Below are 16,682 nucleotides of genomic sequence, written 5' to 3'. Positions count from 1 at the left end.
ACGTGCCCGTTCCGGCGGCTGATGCCGCGGCGACGAAACGAAAAGCCTGACTGCCGAAAGGCCGTCACATTTTCTGGTGGAGCGGGCGGAGATCAGATTCTGCCAGGACGCCGAAGGTCACAATGCCTTCGCAGACCGGGCCTGAAATCCGCCTGAGCTACCGGATTGATGGAAAACTGTTCACAACACGTGCTCCCGCAATTGGGCGTGAGGACTTCTGTAGCCCCGTTTTCGGGATCTGCAAAGCGCGGATCCGGAACCGGAGGGGCGTTTTGGGGACCGGGTGTTGCACCAAGGCTACGCCTGCTCGCGGCCCTCGCCCTCGCGGTCGCGCTCGTAATGCCGGGCGAGCGGGAACGGCGGCAGCCAGGATTCGCGGCGCAGGGTCCAGAGTTCGTAGGTCGGTGTGAAGCAATCGGGCTGGTCGAGCGCACCGAGATGGAGCTCGAACTCGTCGCCCGAGCGGCTGAAGACGGAGGAGCCGCAATGAGGGCAGAAATGCCGGCCTTGATAATGGCGCGTTTCGCCTTCGACGCTGACGGCGGCTTGCGCGAAGATGGCCGAGGCATGAAACAGGGCGCCATGGTGCTTGCGGCAATCGAGGCAGTGGCAGAGGCCGACCCGGTCGGGATCGCCCGACGCAGTGACGCGGACCCTGCCGCAAAGACAGCCGCCGGTGACGTTTGTCATGTCAAAACCTCCTCGGCCTGCAATTGCCGCCAATACAAGGACTGAAGTCTACAGGCCATGCAGCCGGCCTTGCAATCGGGGGGGCAATCGGGAGGGTGCGGTTTCCGGTGAAGAGGATTTGCGTAAGATATGACTTACGGAACGACAGCGCCCCGCGATCCCGCGCGGGCAACCGCCGGGGTTTTGAAGGGGAGACCGGGTCCGGAGGGCCGCGCGCGGGCTGACGCCTCTGGGAAAGGTTTGTATGTGTGTGCATGCGAGGCGCATGCACGGGGGTGGCGCAATCCGCGCGCAGACCCGATGATCGCCGGATGGTGTCCGCATCCGACAGGCAGGGCGTGCCACTTGATCGCTGCCCGGACACGGGCGGCTTCAAGCGGCTTACGGCATTCTCCGACACGGGCTTGGCCTCGCGTTGACGATCCGGGGGCGCCAGGGCGGCGGCGCTTGAACGCCGTGCCCTTCCCCGCATCCGCAAGACGGCCCGCCACAGGCCCGTTTCCATCCCCGTCCCGGCTGCCGGCCGGCCCGGACCGGCACAAAGGGCAAGGATTTCTCCGGTGGATGGTCAGCCGCGCGCCTGATCGGCGCAACGGCTGCCAGCTGAGCAATGCCGGTGCTCTGCCTCCTCCCTCGGCCCGCCGCACGTTACGGCAGCTTTGGAAGGCCTTCCTCCCGCCCGGTCCGAGACGTTTGCGGACCATCCGGCGGCGGGAGCGGGATGAGTATGGCATGGGGGCGGAGGGTGTGGATGAAATGGCGGTGTTCCGTTGCGCAGATCTCGCAGCGGGCACCCTCTCCCCACTGGTGGGGGAGAAAGCAAAATCATGAACTTAGCGCCAGCTAAGTCATAGATTTTGCAAGAGAGGGGGTCTGTTTAGGGGGATGGAATACCCCCCTCACCTGAAAAATCTACGACTTGGCGCTACGCACCAAGGCCGTGATTTTTCTTCCTCTCCCACCAAGGGAGAGGGGGGACCGCCGCGTCCACGTTGTATGAGATCACGGAATGGATCCTCGGGTCGGGGCCCGAGGATGACGATGGAGGGATCGCAGACGAATATTGCGGGCGGACTCACCCCCTCACGCCACAGTCGCCGCCTCCGGATCCGGCGCCTTGGCGGGCGGGGAGAGGGCGAAGCAGGCTATGCCGAGGCAGACAAGGCAGACGGAGAGGATGAGGGTCGGGGTGACTTGCGTGTCGGCGAAGATCAGCGAGAGGACGGCGGCGGTCACGGGGTTGAGCGCCAGGAAGCCGGTGACCCGGGTGGCAGGCAGCCGGCTGATGGCGTGGAACCACAGCAAATAGCCGACGCCCGAGGAGACGCCGATGGCGAGCACCAGCCACCATGTCGAGGCCTGCCAGTCGGCAACAGCGGTTCCCGGCGGCAGAAAGAGGACGAGAAGGCTCAAGGGCAGCATCGAGACGCAGAAGCCGATGACGCCGAGCCGGGCGCCGCCGTAGCGGATCACGTAGGGGCGGTAGAAGGACGAGCAGACGGCAACGATGGAGGTGGCGGCAAGGGCCGCGACCATGCCGATCAGTTCCGTGCCTGCGAGCCGCGCGGCAAACGCATCATGGCCGACGAGGACGGCGACGCCGGAGATGCTCAGGCTGATGCCGAGAACGGAAAGCCGGCCGCCCGTGACCTGGCGGCGGGCGATGTCGACGCACAGGCTGATGGCCGGCAGGGTGGAGAAGATCAGCGCGACGCGGGCGGCGCTGGTGTAGGCGACGGCGAGATTGAGCAGCGTGATCATCAGTCCGACCTGGCCCATGCCGAGAAGCACGATCCAGGGCCAGTCGCGCGCGGCGATCGGCGGGGATTTGCGGAACAGGAAGACGACAGGCAGCAGGCACACAAGCGCGGTGCCGTAGCGCATCAGCCCGAGCAGGCCGACGCCGACATCGCCGACCACGAGCTGGCTCATGAACAGGGCGACGCCCACCTGCATGCCGGTGAACAGCCCGGCGACGACACCCGTGTTCACAGCTCGAGCACCCATGTCTGGCCGACGAGGTCGTGGCCGAAGCTCACATGCGGCTGTTCGTCGACGAGCTCGAAACCCGCGGCCTGGTAGATCCGCCGGGCGGAGACGAGGATGGAATTGGTCCAGAGCTCGAGGCTTGTGTAGCCGCGCGCGCGGGCGAAGCTGATCACCTCGCCCACCAGCGCCCGGCCAAGCCCCATGCCGCGGGCCGAGGCCTCGACATAGAGCAGGCGCAGCTTGGCGGTGGTCTCGTCCTTGCGGACGACGAAGACGGAGCCGGCGATCTCGCCGTCGACCTCGGCGATCCAGCAGCGCTCGGACGCCGGGTCGAAGCCGGTGATGAAGTCGGAGACGATCCTGGCGACCAGCGCCTCGAAGCTCCAGTCCCAGCCGTATTCGGTGGCGTAGAGTGCTGCCTGGCGGTGGATCACCCGGCCCATGTCGCCGGGCCGGGGGGCGCGCAGGGTGAAGCGTGTTTTGGTGGAGGGAGTGGCCGAGGCGGGGTCCGATGGGCCGATGGAGGGCGAGAGCGCATCATCACCGAGCAGGCGGCGGATGGTGTGCATGGCGCCGACCAGCTGGCGGCGCTCATCCTCCGACAGCGGCGCAATCAGCTGCCGCACCTCCTCGGCGGAGGCCCGGTTGAGCCGCTCGAACACCGCCCTGCCCTGCTGCGACAGCGACAGGACCAGGCGCTTGGCGTTGTCGCTGTCTGGGGTCTTTTCGATCAGCCCGCGGCTTTCAAGTGCCGCGATCATCCGGCTCATGTAACCGGCGTCGACGCCCAGGCGGGCGACGAGATCGGCGGCGGCGAGATTGCAGGCATGGGCCAGGTCGTAGAGCACCCGGACCTGGACGAGCGGGAAATCCGACGCCAGCATCCCCTCGTCGAGCGCGCCGACGAGCCTGGTGTGAAAGCGGTTGAAGGCGCGGATCTCGGCGATCCGGGTGTCGATGTCGTGCATGCGAGCCTGCCTGCCACGGTGTATGTTGACTTGGTCAACATATCAAAGGCGCGGGAATACGGAAGCGGAATGTGAGGGGCGTGTGGACGGGCCGTGGCTAAGGCTTCCCCTCCCGCTTGAGGGGAGGTGGACAAGCTGTTGTCCAGACCAGCCGGGTTGCCAATGGAAAACCGGCTGGAGAGGAAGGGCGACCTTACGCCGCGCGGCTGTGGCCGGCGTGGCCGGCGTCCTCGAGGTCGAGGCGGAATTTTGCGACGAGGGCGGTGAGTTCGGCGGCTTCCTGGGCCAGGGTGTGGCTCGAGGCGCTGGTTTCTTCCACCATGGCGGCGTTCTGCTGGGTCATCTGGTCCATCTGGTTGACGGCCGCGTTGACCTCGCCGAGCCCGGTCGACTGTTCGCGGCTGGCTGTCGCCATGGCGCCGACATGCTCGGAGATTTCCTCGATGCGGGCGATGATGCGGGTGATGGCCTCGCCGGTTTCGCCGACCAGGCTGACGCCGGAGCGGACTTCCTCGCCCGACGCCGCGATCAGTTCCTTGATCTCCTTGGCGGCGGTGGCCGAGCGGCCGGCCAGTTCGCGGACCTCCTGGGCGACGACGGCGAAGCCGCGGCCGGCCTCGCCTGCGCGGGCGGCCTCGACGCCGGCATTCAAGGCCAGGAGGTTGGTCTGGAAGGCGATCTCGTCGATGACGCCGATGATCCTGTCGATCTTGCCCGACGCCTCCTCGATGCGGCTCATGGCATCGACGGCGCGGGCAACGATCTGGCCCGAGGCGCGGGCGTCATCGGCGGTCTCGCCAGCCAGCTTGTCGGTGTCGGCGGCGCGGCCCGAGGCGGTGCGCACGGTGGCCGAGATCTGGTCGACGGCGGCGGCGGTCTCTTCGAGCGAGGCCGCCTGCTGCTCGGTGCGGCGCGACAGGTCGTCGGCGGCGGCGCGCATCTGGCCGCTGTTGGAGCTGATCGAGCGGGCATTGTCGCGGATGTGGCTGAGCGCATCGCGCATCTGCTCGATCGAGCCGTTGAAGTCGAGCCTGAGGCTGTCGAGCTCGCCGGCAAAGGGGGTGTCGATGGTGGCGACCAGATTGCCCTGGGACAGATCGCGCAGCGCAGCACCGAGCTGCTCGACGGCGAAGCGAACCTGGGCGTCGGCCTGAGCCTTCTCGGTGTCGGACTGCTGGCGCGCCCGGGCGGCCATCTCGCGTTCCTTCTCGCTTTCGCCCTCGATGCGGATCTTGTCGATGGCGTTCATCTTGAAGACGTCGAGCGCGCGGGCCATCTCGCCGATCTCGTCGGCGCGGGCACTGTCGGTGACGTCGACGTCAAGATCGCCGGAGGCGACATCGCCCATGGCGCGGACCAGGCGGCGGATCGGGCCCTTCAGCGCGGCGATCAGCATGAAGGCGGCAACCAGGCCGAAGACGCCGCCGACAAGGGCGGCCGACAGGGTAATGCCGGAGGCCCGGTCCTTGACCGCTTCAGCGCCGTTCTGCTGGCTTGAGGTGAAGTCGACAACGCTGCTCCAGGCCTGATCGATGCGCTCGGACGCAGTCATGAACAGGCTGGTTTCGGCCGCTTTCTTCTCAATCAGTTCGGCCATCAGCGCCGGAATCGTGACTGACTTGGCGCTCCAGGCCGGGCCGATCGCCTCCATCACGGTCTCGCCGCCATTGGAGAAGGCGATCAGCTGGATGCTCTGGTCGACACGGCTGAGCTTGGCGGCGACATCCTCGCCGCGGGTTGCGTCGGGTTGGCCGAGAAAATGGACGATCGACAGCTCCAGGGCCGACAGATGGGCGAGGAAATCGCGGCTGTCGGTGATGATCTGCTGGCCCATGAGGATCTCGTCGTCGAGCTGACCGAACTTGAGAGTGGCGTCGCGGGCAACCTGGGAGGCAAGGCCCTGCAGCATGATGCCCGAGGGACGCAGCGCGTTGGCGTATTTCTGCAGCTCGATCATGCCGGCCTCGTTGACCACGCCGGCCTTCTGCGCCGCAAGCAGGCCCTCGAGATTGTCGCTCAGCAGGCTCTTGAGCGCCGGCTTGTCGGCGGGAATGACCTTGGGCAGGTCCCTGGCCATCTTGCGGATCTCGCGCTTGAGATCGTCGGCGGCAGCGAAGGCCTCTTCCGGCGTCGCGGCGCCTGAGATGCCGCCCGAGATCCTGACGATAGCCTGGGCGCCGTTGCCAAGCTGGTCGGCGGCCCGCAGCAGGGTCTTGGTTTCGTCCTCGGCCCGGGCCAGTTCCTCGCCGACGGTCTTGATCGTGGTGTTGAGACGTTCACGCGCATTGCCGAGTTCACTGAGCGTGTCCGCAAAGGCTGCATGGATGCCGGTGACCTCGTTGTGCAGCCCCCACAATGCGTCGACATCGCCGCGCAGGGATTCGGCCACGGTCCGGGACCGGGTGATGGCCGCGGACTCCGTCTCGGTCTCGGCCAGTTCCAGGATCTTTTCAAGCCGCTGCAGCTGCGAATCGAGGCTCTGCATCACCGCGGCGCGCCGTTCCTCGTTCTGGTCGTGCAGGAAGTTGGTCATGCCGGCATAGGCTTCCTTGAAGCCGCTCAGCGTCTCGATGCTGGCGCTGGTTCCGGTCAGCCGTTCGCCCAGCAGGTTGCCGGTATAGAGGTTGATCGCGGCCAGGCCGGCCATCCCCGCAATGAGGGGAACGATGAAGACAACCACCTTGGTCTGGATGGAGAAACGGGCGAGCAGCCGATCGATGATCATGAGTGGTTCCTGCCGAAATGACTTGAAACATGCGGCGCGCGCGGACCGCGAGAAGCAGGGTTGCATCATGCAGGCGCACCGCTGCCAACACATGGAGGGCGCCTCTCCCCGTCGTCACATGCTGGCAGAACGGGGTTAAGGCAACCTGAACGTACAAGTTCGAATTTCAGAGGTAGATCGCAGGCTGCACCCGCCGAACCGCACGCACATGCGGCCGGCATCTCGCAAGGCTGCGGTGATATGACGCCCGATGCGGGTGCCCGCACAGGGCCGGTGGCGGCGCGGGTGGCTGGTGCTGCGGCAAAAAAGCTTTATGATCCGGCCATTACTGATCAAACCAAGGTGATTTATGGCACCCCGCAAGTCCGGCAAGCCGGCTTCAACCAAACCGGCGCAAGCTGCCGCGCCGAAATATCTCGACATCAAGCGCGGTGTCGCCAACTGGACCCAGGCCACCGAATGGCTCAGGGTCCGCGGCATCGAGGACATCGAGTGCATCACGCCCGATTTCGCCGGCGTGGCGCGCGGCAAGATGATGCCATCGTCGAAATTCACCTCCAACACTTCGCTGTCGCTGCCCTCGGCGGTGTTCCGGCACACGATCTCGGGCGAATACCCGGAAGAGACCGGCGATTTCCGCTACGATCCGCTCGATGGTGATTTGAAGCTGATGCCGGACCTGTCGACGCTGTCGGTGGTGCCGTGGGAAACCGATCCGACGGCGCAGGTGATCTGCGACATGGTGACCACCAAGGGCGATCCGGTGAGCTACACGCCACGCAACGTGCTCAAGCATGTGGTGGATCTCTACACCGAGCGCGGCTGGAAGCCGGTAGTGGCGCCGGAAATCGAATTCTACCTGGTGGCCCAGTCGGACGACCCGGATTACCCGCTGAAGCCTCCGCGGGGCCGCTCGGGCCGGACGATCACCGGCGGGCAGTCCTACTCGATCGCCGGCGTCAACGAGTTCGACGAGCTGGTCGACGACATCTACGATTTCTCCGACAAGCAGGGGCTGGAGATCGACACGCTGATCCACGAGGAAGGCCCGGCGCAGCTGGAGATCAACCTCAGGCACGGCGACCCGATCGAGCTCGCCGACCAGGTGTTCCTGTTCAAGCGGACGATCCGGGAGGCTGCGATCAAGCACGGCATGTACGCCACCTTCATGGCCAAGCCGATGCAGCAGTATGCCGGATCGGCGATGCATATCCACCAGTCGGTGGTCGACGCCAAGACCGGCAAGAACGTCTTCTCCAAGCCCGACGGCGAGCCGAGCGAGGCCTTCTTCAACTTCATCGGCGGCATGCAGCACTACGTGCCCAAGGCACTGGTGATGATGGCACCCTATGTCAATTCCTACCGGCGGCTGACGCCGGACATGGCCTGCCCGGTCAACAATGCCTGGGGCTACGACAACCGGACCACCGCCTTCCGGGTGCCGCATTCCGAACCGGTGGCGCGGCGTGTGGAAAACCGCCTGCCCTCGTCGGACGCCAACTCCTACCTGGCGCTGGCGGCGTCGCTGGCCTGCGGCTATCTCGGCATGGTCAATGGCATCGTTCCATCGGACCCCGCCTACCAGTCGGTCAACGAAGGCTCGGTCGACCTGCCGCGCGGGCTGCTCGAGGCGGTGTCGCTGTTGGAAAGCGAACCAAGTTTTGCCCAGGTGTTCGGCCAGGAGTTCATCAACACCTATGCCGGGGTCAAGCGCGGCGAATTCGAAACCTTCATGCAGGTGATCAGCCCGTGGGAACGCGAGTTCCTGCTGCTCAACGTCTGAGAAATGCAAGCCATGACCTACCAAAGCCCCATCGCGCCGGGCATCTCGTTCTATGAGGCCACGCTCGGCGAGCGTCCCGCCTACCCTGCGCTGCCCGGACCCGCGACCGCCGACGTGGTGATCGTCGGCGGCGGCTTTACCGGGCTGCAGGCGGCCTATCATCTGGCGGCCAGCGGCAAGGACGTGGTGCTGATCGAGGGCGCGCGCTTCGGCGACGGCGCCTCGGGCCGCAATGGCGGGCAGCTCGGCACCGGACAGCGGGCCTGGGTGGAGGAAAGCGAGGCGGATTTCGGCCGCGACAACGCGAAGGCGCAGTTTGCCGTGGCCGAGCGGGCGAAGATGCATCTGCTCAGCTTTTCGGCAACGCACGGCATCGACGCCGATTTCCGTCCCGGGCAGATCTCGGCGGCGCACAAGCCGGGCTATGTCAAGGACTACCGCGATCACGTGAAGATCATGACCGAAGAGTACGGTTACCAAGGCCTGCGGTTTCTCGACCGCGAGCAACTTGCCGCGGCCCTCGGCTCGACGCGCTATCACGGCGGCACCCATGACGCGGGCACAGGCCACATCAATCCGCTCAAATACGTGGTCGGTCTGGCGCGGGCCGCCGCAACGGCCGGGGCGCGGCTCCATGAAAACACGCGGGCGCGGGCGATTTCCAGCACCGGCGGCAAGGTGACGATAAAGACCGACGCCGGCGACATCGTCGCCGGCCGGGCGCTGATTGCCTGCAACGCCTTCATCGACGGGCTCGAACCGGTGACATCGGCGCATGTGATGCCGATCCGCTCGTTCATCGGCGCCACCGTGCCGCTGGGTGATGACAGCCCGGTGATCCCTGGCGGCGAATCGGTCGACGATTCGCGCTTCGTGGTGCGCTATTTCCGCAAGAGTGCCGACGGGCGGCTGCTGTTCGGCGGGCGCGAGGCCTACACGTCGGACAATCCTACCGACATTTCGAGCCATATCCGCCGGCAGATCTCCGAGCTCTACCCGGCGCTGAAGGACATCGAGATCACCCATGCCTGGGGCGGCTCGGTGGGGATCACGCTGTCGCGGCGGCCCTTCGTGCGCGAAGTGATGAACAACGTCACCTCGATCGGCGGCTTTTCCGGCCACGGGGTGATGCTGTCGAACTATTGCGGCAAGCTCTATGCCGACCATGTGCTGGGTGGTTCGGAAGATCTCGAGGTGATGCGCAACCTCAAGGTCGGCCCCTTCCCCGGCGGCGACCGCTTCCGCAAGCCGCTGTTGTTCCTGGCGCTGACCTGGTTTTCGTTGAGGGACCGGTTTTAAATAGATCAGGCCCACGCCAAAATCTCCGAAGTTGTAAGCCATCGATTTCGCTGGCGGACGTTGCAGCAATGTGCGGACCTCAACCGCATCGTGAAACCACTAGAAGGTCTCCGCAGTGACGCCGAATCACCTCGGTGAAGGGCGCGAACATCAAAAACGTTGCCCACATCCGTTTTCACCAAGTCAAGTTAATCACTTTTCCATGCTAATATTTATTCATATATATCATACTCTTAAGCATACTATTTTTGATCTCGAATGTACCTGTAACGCGGATTTGACGCGGGTACAGCGTTCTGATAAGGTTTCATGCAAGATTGTTTTACCCGGAGGACGCGATGCCAGTTACACAAGATGCCGCTGCTCCTTATGCCCCCGCCTCTGCTGTGCTCAATCTGGTGGAGCGGCACCGGAGTAAAGGTTTGCCATCTCCTATTACCTCGGACACATTAGCGCGAGCTGGTGTGTCAGCCAGCCTCATTCCGCGAACCCTACAAGCGCTTTTCGCATTGGATTTGATCGATGAAGATGGGAAGCCCTCGGACACCTTTGAGGGACTAAGGCTTGCGCCAGAGACTGAGTTCAAGTCCCGTATGGCCGATTGGTTGCGCAGCGCATACGCCGACGCTTTGAATTTCATAGAGCCCGACGCTGATGAAACAGCGATAAGGGACGCATTCCGCAGTTACACGCCCGTTGGTCAACAAGCTCGAATGATGACATTGTTTACGGGGCTGTTTTCTGCCGCAGGTCTTCGTGAAGGATCTGAACGCAAGACCACACAGCGAAGCACGACGCCTCGGCGTCCGCCACCTGCGGGTGGGCAAGTCCGCGCAGAAAAGAAAACGCAGCATGATCCGGGTACGCAACACCATACCTACTTGAACCCCGCTATCGCCGGACTTCTCCAAAGTCTGCCGTCACCTGATGAAGGATGGAGTGAAGCGAAGCGCGATCAGTTTTTGGCGACCTTTGGTCACCTCCTGAATTTCTACATCCCGGTCATTTCTGAAAGGGATGCTAGGAACAACAAAACGCGCATGGAGGACGATGATGAGACCTGATTAGCCCCTCGCGCTCTGGTCTTCGACGCCAGAGGGGAGACTACGAAAAAGCCGCCAAACCCTGGCAGGGGTAAGGCGGCCTAGATGACCAAGCAATCGGATTGAGGCGGTATACCTCATCGATTCAAGGCACTCTCCAACGCTAAGAATCGCATCTATACCGCCTCATTTCAAGGCCTCTCGTGAAAATGAGGTAAACCGATGGTCTGGGTTCTTTCCTACATCCGTATTCGGTTTGGCCGTGTCGAGCGTGTTCGCTCGCACTGGCGTTCATATCCGTCTTAACTGAGCGTCGGCGCTGGTCGCTTTCGTTCTTCCGATTAATGCCTTGACCGGGTGGAGTCTTCTCCTGCCCGGTTTTTTCTTATGCTTGCCACGTTCGGTGAGCTGTACCCCTAGCTTTATCTAATCGATTAGATTATGAGAAACCCACCGTTCACGGACAGGATGCCATGCAATGAGCCAGATCATCATCCCGGTCGACCCATTTGACTATGTCGTCTTTGGCGGCACCGGGGACCTTGCCGAGCGCAAGCTGTTGCCGGCGCTGTATCACCGGCAGATGGCCGGGCAGCTGACCGATCCGACCCGGATCATCGGCGCCTCGCGCTCGGAGATGAGCCATGAGGAATATCGCGGCTTCGCGCGAGATGCGCTGAAGCAGCACCTCAAGGCGGGCGAATATCACGATGACGAGGTCGAGCGCTTCGTGGCGCGGCTGTTTTATGTTGCCGTCGACGCCAAATCCGACAGGGGCTGGCCGGAGCTGAAAGCCCTGCTCGACGAGGGCAAGGACCGGGTCCGGGCTTTCTATCTTGCCGTCGGGCCGGCGCTGTTCGGCGATATTTCCGAGAAGATCCGCTCGAACGGTCTGGTGACCGACGAGACGCGGATCGTGGTGGAAAAGCCGATCGGGCGGGACCTCGAATCGGCGCGGGCACTGAACCGGACCATCGGCGAGGTGTTTTCGGAAGAGCAGATCTACCGCATCGACCATTATCTGGGCAAGGAAACGGTGCAGAACCTTATGGCGCTCAGGTTTGCCAACGCGCTTTACGAGCCGCTGTGGAACTCGGCGCATATCGACCACGTGCAGATCACGGTGGCGGAATCGGTGGGGCTGGAAGGCCGCGCCGGCTATTACGACAAGGCCGGCGCGCTGCGCGACATGGTGCAAAACCACCTGGTGCAGCTTCTGTGCCTGGTCGCGATGGAACCGCCGGCTTCGATGGACGCCGAAGCAGTGCGCGACGAGAAGCTCAAGGTTCTGCGCTCGCTCAGGCCTATCACCGAAGCCAACGCGGACACGCTGACCGTGCGCGGCCAGTACAAGGCCGGCGCCTCGGCAGGCGGGCCGGTGAAGGGCTATCTGGAGGAACTCGAAGGCGGGGTTTCGAACACCGAGACCTTCGTCGCGATCAAGGCGGAGATCAACAACTGGCGCTGGGCCGGGGTGCCGTTCTATCTCAGGACCGGCAAGCGGATGAGCGAGCGGATCTCGGAGATCGTGGTGGCGTTCAAGCCGATCCCGCATTCGATCTTCGGACCGAGCGCCGGGCGGATCACCGCCAACAAGCTGGTGATGCGGCTGCAGCCCGACGAGGGCGTCAAGCAGTGGATCATGATCAAGGATCCGGGTCCGGGCGGAATGCGGCTGAAGCACGTCTCGCTCGACATGAGCTTCGCCGACCGGTTCGAGGAGCGCAATCCGGACGCCTACGAGCGGCTGCTGCTCGACGTCATCCGCTGCAACCAGACCCTGTTCATGCGCCGCGACGAGGTGGAAGCCGCATGGAAATGGGTCGACCCGATCCTGACCGCCTGGGCCGAGACCGGGCAGACCGTGCAGCCCTACACGGCGGGCACCTGGGGGCCGAGCCAGGCAATTGCGCTGATCGAACGCGACGGCAGGACCTGGCATGAAAGCGACTGAGATTGCGCAGTCCAATGTAAGGCAGATCAGCTTCGCCGATGGCGGCGAACTGGCCGAGGCGCTGGCCGACAGGGTGGCGGGTGCGCTGGCGATGGCGATCACCGCGCGCGACGCGGCGACGCTTGCGGTGTCGGGCGGCACCACGCCGAAGGCCTTCTTCGCGGCGCTGTCGAAACGGGCGATCGAGTGGAACAAGGTGACGGTGACGCTGGTCGACGAGCGCATGGTTCCGCCGGCGCACGAGCGCTCCAACCACCGGCTGGCCACTCTGTTCCTGCTGCAGAACAAGGCGGCGGAAGCCGGGTTCGTGCCACTCTATCATGCCGACGGTGATGCCGAGGCGGTTGCGCAGGCAGCATCCGCAGCGGTCGATGCGCTGGCGCTGCCGTTCGACGTGGTGGTGCTGGGCATGGGAACCGACGGGCATACCGCCTCGTTCTTTCCCGGCGGGACCACGCTTGATGCGGTGACCGCTCCCGCCTGCGCCCGCAGCGTGATGGCGATCGAGGCGCCGGGTGCCGGAGAGCCCCGGCTGACACTGACGCTGCCGCGGATCGTGGAAGCGGGCCTGGTGGTGCTCCATATAGAAGGAGAGCAGAAGCAGGCCGTGCTGGCCAAGGCGCTCGGCGCCGGGCCGGAAGCCGAGATGCCGGTGCGTTCGGTGTTGAGGCACGCCAGGACACCGGTCGAGATCTACTGGGCGCCCTGAGCGCCCGGACCTGCGCCCGGCGCCGACCGGGCGGCGAGAGGGCCGAGGGCCCACACCCAAATCGAACAGAAGGATGCCAGCCATGACTGTCGATCCCCGCATTGCAGCTGTCACAGCCCGAATTGTCGAACGCTCGAAGCCAAGCCGCGAGACCTATCTTGCGCGCCTGCGCGAGACCGCGACCAAGGGCCCGTTCCGCTCGACGCTGTCGTGCGGCAACCTTGCGCACGGATTTGCCGCCTGCGGGCCGGCGGAGAAGGCGGATCTGGCCGGCGACGTGGTGCCCAATCTCGGCATCATCACATCCTATAATGACATGCTGTCGGCGCATCAGCCGTTCGAGACCTATCCGGAACTGATCCGCAAGGCGGCGCGCGAGGCCGGCGGCGTGGCGCAGGTGGCGGGCGGCGTGCCGGCCATGTGCGACGGCGTCACCCAGGGCCAGCCCGGAATGGAGCTGTCGCTGTTTTCGCGCGACGTGATCGCGATGGCGGCGGCGGTCGGGCTGTCGCACAACATGTTCGATGCCGCGGTCTACTTGGGCGTCTGCGACAAGATCGTGCCGGGGCTGGTGATCGCCGCGCTGAGTTTCGGCCATCTGCCGGCGGTGTTCATCCCCGCCGGACCGATGACCAGCGGGCTGCCCAATGACGAGAAGGTGCGGATCCGCCAGCTCTATGCCGAGGGCAAGGTGGGGCGGGCCGAACTGCTGGAGGCCGAATCCAAGTCCTACCACGGGCCGGGCACCTGCACATTCTACGGCACCGCAAATTCCAACCAGATGCTGATGGAGATCATGGGGCTGCACCTGCCCGGCGCATCCTTCATCAATCCGGGCACGCCGCTGAGGGATGCGCTGACGGCCGAGGCGACAAAGCGGGCGCTGGCGATCACGGCGCTCGGCAACGAGTTCACGCCGGTAGGCGAGATGATCGACGAGCGCTCGGTGGTCAACGGCGTCGTCGGGCTGCACGCGACCGGCGGCTCGACCAACCACACGATGCATCTGGTGGCGATGGCGCGGGCGGCAGGGATCCGGCTGACCTGGGAGGACATTTCGGAGCTCTCGGACGCGGTGCCGCTGCTGGCCCGGGTCTATCCGAACGGACCGGCCGACGTGAACCATTTCAACGCAGCGGGTGGCCTGGGCTTCATGATCGACCAGTTGCTTTCGGCCGGACTGCTGCACGAGGACGTACGCACCGTGTGGGGCAAGGGTCTCTCTTCTTATGCGGTGGAAGCCAGGCTCGGCGAGAATGGCGCGGTGGTGCGCGAGCCGATCGCAAAAGTCAGCGGCGATCCCAAGGTGGTGACCACGGCGGACAAGCCGTTCCAGCCCAATGGCGGCTTGAAGATGCTGACCGGCAATCTCGGCAAGGGCGTCATCAAGATCTCCGCCGTCAAGCCGGAGCGCTACGTGGTGGAAGCGCCGGCACGGGTGTTCGACACGCAGAGCGGCCTGCAGGAGGCCTTCAAGGCTGGCGAACTCGATGGCGACTTCATCGCCGTGGTGCGGTTCCAGGGGCCGAAGGCCAACGGCATGCCGGAACTGCACAAGCTGACGCCGCCGCTCGGCGTGCTGCAGGATCGGGGCCAGAAGGTGGCGCTGGTGACCGACGGGCGCATGTCCGGCGCTTCGGGCAAGGTGCCGGCCGCCATTCACGTGACGCCGGAGGCCAAGGACGGCGGGCCGATCGCGCGCATCCGCAACGGCGACATGATCCGTCTCGACGCCGTGACCGGATCGCTGGAGGTTCTGATGCCGGCGGAGGAGTTCGCCGCCCGCGAGCCGGCAACCGCCGATCTCAGTCACAATGAATGGGGCATGGGCCGGGAGCTGTTTGCCCGCTTGCGCGACAACGCCGGCACCGCCGATGAGGGCGCCAGCGTTCTTTATTAAGAGACGCAATCGAAACATGGATGGGTGCGCGGCCGTCCGGCCGCGCCTGCCTGATCCATGAACCTTCCTACCAGGAGCGCACGTCCATGACGTGGTCGCGATGGTTGGGGTGGGCGCTGAAGACGTAGATGCGGTGCAGTTCCTTGTCGGTCAGCAGCCTGAGGAAGCGCACTTCGACCGTGTTGTTGGTGTAAGTGCGGGTCAGGACGCAGCCGATGCTGGAGATCCGCGCCTCGGGAACATCGAGATTGAACTCCTGCGGCAGCTTGAACTGGGTCAGGATGCCGAGAACGGCTGCGGCCGGCGAAATGCCGATCAACTGGCAACGGCGCGACGCCATGTGCATGACGCCCTTCTCGGTGTATTCGATCCGGGCCTCGTTCATCGTTTCCTCCATCTTGTACCGGACTTCCCGGTCGTACATGAAGGATTCTTCTCTCTGCAGATAGTTTGTCCCCGCAGCCATAGCTCATTCCCCTTGTTATTGGCCCCTTCCCGTGTGGCCAAGTGTTCCCATGACAACGGATGGTAGCAGACGAAAATTAACAGATGATATTCGATCGAGATATCTAACCATCTGAATTCATACAATTAAGCAGGATCTAAATTGACCTGCAGTGCGCTGTCCGCAGCTGGCATCACCGGCTGCGACCCGAACCGGACGGGAGTAAAAGGCTCGGGCGGGGCATATTTGCCATAGCCGGCGTCGAGAAGCGGGCGTTATTTCACTTCAGGAGCGGTCCAAACACCCTCCGAGTCCCCCGCATTTTAATCACACCCCGTAAAGACCGATCACGCGTTTGTGAGGCGGCGTGAGAATGGCGGGTTTTGACAGTCAGGCGCGATGGCCGAGGCCCGACCCCGTCGGATTTTATCGCCTTCGAAGAATGCCGGGTTTCCGGTCTTTCGCCCTGCCCGGAAGTGCCGGATTGTGAACGGTGCATGACAGAAGCGGTTGACGAGAAAACCGCTGCCAGAAGCCGTAAACATAGCCTAAATCACTGATATTATTACGCTTAAAAAGTTTCATCAAAAAATACTGGTTTGCCGGCTCACGCATTTTTCCCGGCCCGATCACATCCATGTGTTTCGCAAGTCATCCGCGGCAGGCCCATCTCTAGCTCATCGGAACGGCGCGGCCCGGACAGCAGATCAACACGATCAACGGACCGCACGCTTCAGAGCAAATTGCAGATCAACCGTCTAACGACACACCAGACAAACACAGAAGGAAAACGACCATGAACAAGATCATCATCGCCCTCGGCCTGACACTCGCTGCAGCAACCGGCGCGTTCGCCCAGCCCAGCTTCAACTACGATCAGCTTCCCGGCGCCAGCTACGGTTCTGCCTACCACACCGCTGGTGAAAACCAGGATCGGGCCGGCAAGGCCGGTATCGACTACACGGCAACCGCATCGCTCGGCGATGGTTCGCAGGCTGCAATCGATACGCAGAACCGCGAGCGCAATCTCAGCTTCTAACACCAGGATAACAGGATGAGGCCGGGTTCCTCCCAACCGGCTTCATCCCATCCCTGGCGCAAAATCGAAGACCAGGTCTTCAACCCGACACATAAAGGAATACGAAAATGAACAAGATCATCATCGCCCTCGGCCTGA

Annotated in this window: 12 protein-coding genes; 7 read left to right on the top strand and 5 right to left on the bottom strand. The window is 63.9% G+C overall.

The window, feature by feature from the left end:
• Positions 1-297: 297 nt before the first annotated feature.
• The 4 genes from O4H62_RS16890 to O4H62_RS16875 form a co-directional block, all read right to left on the bottom strand.
• Positions 298-690 carry a GFA family protein gene (locus tag O4H62_RS16890; RefSeq protein ID WP_269389632.1) on the bottom strand — a complete coding sequence of 131 codons (393 nt, stop codon included), beginning with the start codon at positions 688-690 and terminating at the stop codon, positions 298-300.
• Positions 691-1,773: 1,083 nt separating this feature from the next.
• Complete coding sequence (locus tag O4H62_RS16885) at positions 1,774-2,682, bottom strand: DMT family transporter (protein WP_269389631.1); 909 nt, start codon at positions 2,680-2,682, stop codon at positions 1,774-1,776.
• Positions 2,679-3,647 (bottom strand): bifunctional helix-turn-helix transcriptional regulator/GNAT family N-acetyltransferase, encoded by a 969-nt coding sequence (locus O4H62_RS16880; protein WP_269389630.1) that lies wholly within the window; start codon positions 3,645-3,647, stop codon positions 2,679-2,681. The genes O4H62_RS16885 and O4H62_RS16880 overlap by 4 nt, the downstream gene beginning before the upstream one ends.
• 193 nt (positions 3,648-3,840) lie before the next feature.
• A complete protein-coding gene (locus O4H62_RS16875) occupies positions 3,841-6,372 on the bottom strand; it encodes a methyl-accepting chemotaxis protein (RefSeq protein WP_269389629.1) in 2,532 nt (843 codons plus the stop codon).
• A 349-nt stretch (positions 6,373-6,721) separates the two neighbouring features.
• Here O4H62_RS16875 and O4H62_RS16870 point away from each other — a divergent pair, with 349 nt between their 5' ends.
• The 6 genes from O4H62_RS16870 to edd all read left to right on the top strand — a co-directional run bounded on the left by O4H62_RS16870 (position 6,722) and on the right by edd (position 15,060).
• Positions 6,722-8,155 carry a glutamine synthetase family protein gene (locus O4H62_RS16870; protein ID WP_269389628.1) on the top strand — a complete coding sequence of 478 codons (1,434 nt, stop codon included), beginning with the start codon at positions 6,722-6,724 and terminating at the stop codon, positions 8,153-8,155.
• Positions 8,156-8,167: 12 nt separating this feature from the next.
• A complete protein-coding gene (locus O4H62_RS16865) occupies positions 8,168-9,454 on the top strand; it encodes an NAD(P)/FAD-dependent oxidoreductase (RefSeq protein ID WP_269389627.1) in 1,287 nt (428 codons plus the stop codon).
• 338 nt (positions 9,455-9,792) lie between these two features.
• Positions 9,793-10,518 (top strand): DUF5343 domain-containing protein, encoded by a 726-nt coding sequence (locus O4H62_RS16860; RefSeq protein WP_269389626.1) that lies wholly within the window; start codon positions 9,793-9,795, stop codon positions 10,516-10,518.
• 457 nt (positions 10,519-10,975) lie between these two features.
• Positions 10,976-12,451, top strand: coding sequence for a glucose-6-phosphate dehydrogenase (gene zwf, locus O4H62_RS16855; RefSeq protein ID WP_269389624.1), 1,476 nt, complete (start codon positions 10,976-10,978; stop codon positions 12,449-12,451).
• Positions 12,438-13,160, top strand: coding sequence for a 6-phosphogluconolactonase (pgl, locus tag O4H62_RS16850; protein WP_269389622.1), 723 nt, complete (start codon positions 12,438-12,440; stop codon positions 13,158-13,160). The genes zwf and pgl overlap by 14 nt, the downstream gene beginning before the upstream one ends.
• Before the next feature lie 82 nt (positions 13,161-13,242).
• Positions 13,243-15,060: a phosphogluconate dehydratase gene (gene edd / locus O4H62_RS16845; protein WP_269389620.1), complete on the top strand. Its 1,818-nt coding sequence runs from the start codon at positions 13,243-13,245 to the stop codon at positions 15,058-15,060.
• Between the two features lie 67 nt (positions 15,061-15,127).
• Here the strand turns inward: edd and O4H62_RS16840 are convergent, their stop codons facing one another.
• On the bottom strand, positions 15,128-15,526 hold the full coding sequence (locus tag O4H62_RS16840; protein WP_269389618.1) for a hypothetical protein: 399 nt from the start codon (positions 15,524-15,526) through the stop codon (positions 15,128-15,130).
• Positions 15,527-16,301: 775 nt separating this feature from the next.
• Here O4H62_RS16840 and O4H62_RS16835 point away from each other — a divergent pair.
• Positions 16,302-16,544 (top strand): hypothetical protein, encoded by a 243-nt coding sequence (locus O4H62_RS16835; protein WP_269389616.1) that lies wholly within the window; start codon positions 16,302-16,304, stop codon positions 16,542-16,544.
• Positions 16,545-16,682: the final 138 nt, after the last annotated feature.

This window comes from Parahoeflea alexandrii (assembly GCF_027214025.1).
GTDB classification, from domain to species: Bacteria; Pseudomonadota; Alphaproteobacteria; order Rhizobiales; family Rhizobiaceae; genus Hoeflea; species Hoeflea alexandrii_A.
The sequence above is the reverse complement of the archived record's forward strand: the minus strand, read 5'-3'. Positions and strand labels throughout refer to the sequence as shown.